Genomic DNA, 4,963 nt, shown 5'->3' on the forward strand with positions numbered 1-4,963 from the left:
TCCATACGCATGGACATATCGAGGTAAGCCACTATGCGTTTAGGTCGTTTGAGAACACTGCGGAAGGAATTGGCATGGTGCTATGGAATTTGCAATCAGAGGATCTAGCCTTAAGAACTTCTGCGCCAAGTGTCGCTGACTTAAGCCGCTCAAGTTGCAGTTTTCGGATCTCGTCATCTTCTGTGCTTTCGTTTACTAAGTTGTCCTTGAACTCTTCGCGGTTGCGTTTCGTTGATGTGGTTTCCTCCGGCGATTGTGCCAATGCGACACCAAAGCTAGAGAACGAAAGTCCGATCATCATTACCATTAGAAAGCCGTTCATGTCAATCACCTTGCGTTTTTGAGGACAAATTGCTTGCGTGTTGCAGCGGGGCAGGGACATGATTGAACCTGCTACGATGTCATGCGAGAACGCTACGTTAATTGTGCGCTGCATTTTTTGGAAAGGGCTTTCAGACGGGCTCCACATAGAATTGCATCCACAATCGGATTTGAAAGCCGCGAGCAGGCTACATAGCCGTTCCAGGCTTTCGCTAGGAAAAATGCGATGCAATCCGCCGAATGTAAGCTCCATCCAACCTAGGTCAAGCAATTTTCGTGGCCGCAACGTTTTGCCTACCGAATAACTGTTTGGGAATAAGCATGTGCATGATCTCGTTTTATTGGTCTTGAATTTGTCGCCGGTTGAGGCGATTTGCTTGCAATTTGGTGACGACAATACCTTGGTTTGTGAGACTTTGTCGCGGATTTGACCTTTTTCAGTCATGTTCAAGACCTTTAGTCGTTTGATTAGGGGATGGGTAAGGATCTTTCGCATAAGCGTGAGCTGATATTGGGGTCTAATGACTTAGCGTCGAAAATTGGCTTTGTTGATGAAAAGTTAGGTTTGTACCAGAGCAACAATGGGAGTATGAACAACGACATGAATCCAAAAATGGAACTGCGCGGCCAAGCGAGCGTCGTGACAAGTGCATCCAGGAATCCATACGTTATTCCTGACATAAGTATGGCAACGTAGTTTGCAAGATTCATCGCAGCAATCATTCGGCCCTTTTGGTTTTCTGGTGGTCGAGACTGCAGGAAGACTTGCAACGGAATTGCAAAGAGGCCCGCCGCTGCACCGAGCATTACTAAAACAGGCAAGGAGCCATGATATCCAAGAAAGTGCTGCGATCCACCCGACTTTGTCGAAGGCAATGATACGGCCATCAAAACTAGTGATAAGAAGATACCGCAGATACCCCAGCGGACTACTCTTGTGTCAGCCGTTCCATGAGAAAATCTGCCTGCGAGAACTGAGCCGAGCGCGATTCCAATGCCAATGCATGCCGTCATGATGCTTGTTTCGAGCATGCTGCAATTGAGCTGTGTCCTGCCGAAGTTGTTGACCGCTTGCATGGCAATTCCCGAAACCAGCCAGAAAATGCTTGTCGCGAGAACGGCACCAACCAATGGACGATCCTCAATCAGCAGTTTCATCGTGGCGCGTGATACTGACCATGAATCAGGTTTTAAGACTAGGCTTGGATGCGCTGGAGGGACAGGCCGAATCCAAAGCGAAGTCAAAGTTCCAGCGATCGCGATTCCAATGCAAATCACCGAACCGATCCACATCTGGGGAGCGGAATCGACGAGCGATTGCCCTGGATCGACAAGCAGGTCCCCAAGAAATCCAGCCGAAACGGTCCCAAAAATGATGGCGAGAAACGTTGTCATTAGGACGATACCATTCGCCCTGGGTAAGTCTTTGTTTCGAAAGAGTTCTGGCAGGATTCCGTATTTGCTCGGGCCAAAAAATGCGCTATGAATTCCCATTAGGAACAGGACCGCTAACAATCCACGATAGCCCGTTGCCCCGTACATCAAAAACCCAATCAAGCCCAATCCCATAATGCCAATCTCGGCTGCTTTCGCCAAAACGATAACGCGGTTCTTGCTGTACTTATCTGACAAATGGCCAGCGATTCCAGAGAACAAGACAAACGGCAAAGCAAAGACGATGGTCGCAACTTGTTGCTGATCTAGAGTTCCAGGTACAACGGGAATTGCCAGTAGGAGCATTAGTTGCTTGTAAAAATTATCGTTGAAAGCGCCCAAGAACTGGGTAGCTGTGATTCCGAAAAACGACCGGTCTCGAGTCAACTCACTCCCGGCAACGTATGTAAGCCGGCGAAAGTTCGCGTAGCGATCATTAACGTACATTCTTGTGTTCCCGAATATGCTAATGGATTGTTTTGCGCCATTGGGGATTCCATGATTACATGGTCCCAGCATTACAACCGAAATCCATTGGGCATTCCCCTCAAGGATCATCTGACGCAACATTTCGCGAGCAAGAAAAACGCTTGGGCGTTAGAGCGAATGATCCCGTCGATTCTCGACGTAGTTACTCAGCATTCGAAAACGACGGACTTGATGCAGGCAACAAATTCCCATGCAAGCCAGTATTAAGAGAAAGGTTGCGTTCTGGTAGACGTTGCCGAGCAAGTAAGGGTTAAAGAACAACAGGGCGATATAGGAAAGTATGGTCACGATGGTGACGAACACAACCATCCGAGCTCGGAAAAACATTCCGCCTCCGACTACTACCATGGGATAGCCGATGAGTATTGGACCAGGGGGAAAGGCCGGACTCGACATCATCGATATCAAGACAGTGAGAAAAACGGCATCGGCACAAAGCCAAAACGTTGCAACAATCGTCTCAAGCTTCTTGCTGCTCGTAAACAGCCAGCACAAAACGCTTACTGCAATCCATGCAAGCGTGACGGCACTCACTGGGATGTGGTAGGCTAGGTCTTGGTCGGCCGACATAGCAAACGTCAATTGGCCTATGACCAGCGCCAAACCAAGAGCACCCATGTGCGAGGCGAGCACTGGCGATCTGCGGCCAAATCGTCGAAGGCGATCGATAACCGTCGGTGCCTTGGCATGGGTGGGAAGCCCATTTAGAAACCGTTCGAGATCTTCTGCTACCTCGTTTGCATTGGCATATCGGTCTTCCGGATTTTTCTGTAAACAACGCATGCAAATGAGTTCAAGCGAACGAGGGATTTGCTTATTGAGAGTACGGGGCGGAACTGGTTCGCTCTCCAGCACTTGAACGAGAGCATCAAGAACGTTCTCTGCAACAAATGGAGCTTGGTCAGTCAAGCAAAAGTACAATAAACCACCCAATCCATAGATATCTGCTGATGGCCCAATCTTTTTGTACTCGCCTGCCGCCTGCTCGGGAGCCATATATCCAACCGTTCCCAGAATCTGGCCAGTTTGTGTCAGGTCCGAATTGACGGTGGTTGATTTGGCCAAACCAAAGTCCGCAATGTAAGGTTTTAGTTGCGAATCGAGCAAGATATTGCTTGGCTTCAAATCGCGATGCACAATTCCTTTTGAGTGAGCGTATGAAATCGCCTGTGCCACAGGAATCAGAGTTTCGGCAATCTTAATATAGGATAGTTGTTGTACCTTCACGACAGAGGACAAGTCTGTCCCGTCGATCCATTGCATTGAGAAGTAATCGAGTCCGTCGATTTGACCAACGTCGTAGACGGTTACTATGTTCGGATGGTAGAGTTGCGCGGCAAAGCGAGTCTCCTCTCGGAACCTGGCAAGCAGTACGTTGCTTTGTTTGTCCTCGACGCCGTACCAATGGTCCGTCCGAACTAATTTGAGAGCTACTTCGCGAATGGGAGCATCGCCTGAGTACTGCATCGCACGATAAACCACCCCCATCCCGCCGTGCCCAAGTACCTCCAAAAGCTCATACGGACCTAGTCGCCTTGGCAAGTCTCGACCGAAGTGCGTTGGCTTGAGTCCCATCGCGGAATCGGGTGCAATTGTTTCGGCCTCCAAAAACACGGATTGAAGTAATTGGAGATCGTTCGGAAATCTGGCAACGTAGCATATATATGGCAATGTACAGCCATGCTTGACACGGTACTCACGATCTAGCTTCAACAACTCCAGGAGCAAGGCGCGCCGATCGGATTCCATTCCCATTGCCAAATAGTCTTCAATGACCGGCTCTGCGCCCCGAAGAAACTCGGCTTCAAACGCATCGCAAATGGGACCAATTCGATGCAAAACTTGGCGTTCCATTTTCCACGGGAACATGTCATCGTTTGGCATTGTCGTTTTCCTCATCCGCACCCAGCTATCGTGATCGATACAAATCAATTGACATTGTGAGCAAGCCAATCATTCGTATCAAATGGTTTTGTGACGCGAACATTCTCGGAAATGGTGGTGCTCGGGATTCTCTACCTCAATCCAAGGGTTTAGAATGTCGCTACCGTCCAAACCGAAATTCACTCGTTATTCCCCTCACGCATCAAAAAATGTCGTCATGAACGCAGTTCGCTAGAACCTTGGTATCATCGAAAGCTCACCAGATGAATAAATCGCTCGACAACCATTCCGTTTCACAGCAGTTGCTTGAGGTCCAACAGCACGATGAAGCCGCAATTGCAGCGTTATGGGAGAAGTATTACCCAGCCTTGGCCAGGTTTGCGGAAAAACGGCTCGCAGCTTTAGGAGTTCAGCAACGCGCATTCAATGGAGAGGATGTAGCAGCGAGCGCGCTGGTAAGCTTCTTTCGGGCTGTTCAACGAGATCGTTTTCCTGCGTTGGATTCTGAAGATGGGCTCTTCCGACTCCTCAGAAGGATAACGATTCGGAAAGTGATCGATCGAAAAAGGAAAAGCCAAACTCTCAAGGCGGGAAGTGGCGACGTGCGTGGGGAATCCGCGTTTGGCTCCCATTCAAGTTTAGAGAACGCCTTAGGCATCGATGCAGTTCAAGGCGAATCACCTTCACCTGAGTGGATCGCAATGATGGAGGAAGAATGCCAAGGGCTTTTTGCATTACTTCCCAACGCGGAACTTCAATCCATCGCATTTCTTCGACTGGAGGGATACAGCAACACCGAGATCGCAGCGAAGATTGTAAAGTCGGTCGCAACCGT

4 protein-coding genes are annotated in these 4,963 nt (G+C 49.2%); 1 reads left to right on the forward strand and 3 read right to left on the reverse strand.

What is annotated here, in order from left to right; genetic code table 11:
* Positions 1-31 precede the first annotated feature (31 nt).
* From ACIQ2L_RS14400 to ACIQ2L_RS14410, 3 genes are all read right to left on the reverse strand, one after another.
* A complete protein-coding gene (locus ACIQ2L_RS14400) occupies positions 32-766 on the reverse strand; it encodes a hypothetical protein (RefSeq protein ID WP_396160060.1) in 735 nt (244 codons plus the stop codon).
* 23 nt (positions 767-789) lie between these two features.
* Positions 790-2,061 (reverse strand): MFS transporter, encoded by a 1,272-nt coding sequence (locus ACIQ2L_RS14405; protein ID WP_396160062.1) that lies wholly within the window; start codon positions 2,059-2,061, stop codon positions 790-792.
* A 291-nt stretch (positions 2,062-2,352) separates the two neighbouring features.
* The gene (locus tag ACIQ2L_RS14410) at positions 2,353-4,098 is read right to left on the reverse strand and encodes a serine/threonine protein kinase (protein WP_396160064.1); all 1,746 of its coding nucleotides are present in this window, start codon (positions 4,096-4,098) and stop codon (positions 2,353-2,355) included.
* 293 nt (positions 4,099-4,391) lie between these two features.
* Here ACIQ2L_RS14410 and ACIQ2L_RS14415 point away from each other — a divergent pair.
* On the forward strand, positions 4,392-4,963 hold a 572-nt coding region (locus tag ACIQ2L_RS14415), incomplete at its 3' end, for an ECF-type sigma factor (protein WP_396160066.1).

It is taken from the genome of Flavobacterium sp., from assembly GCF_044369455.1.
In the GTDB taxonomy this organism is placed as follows: Bacteria; Bacteroidota; Bacteroidia; order Flavobacteriales; family Flavobacteriaceae; genus Flavobacterium.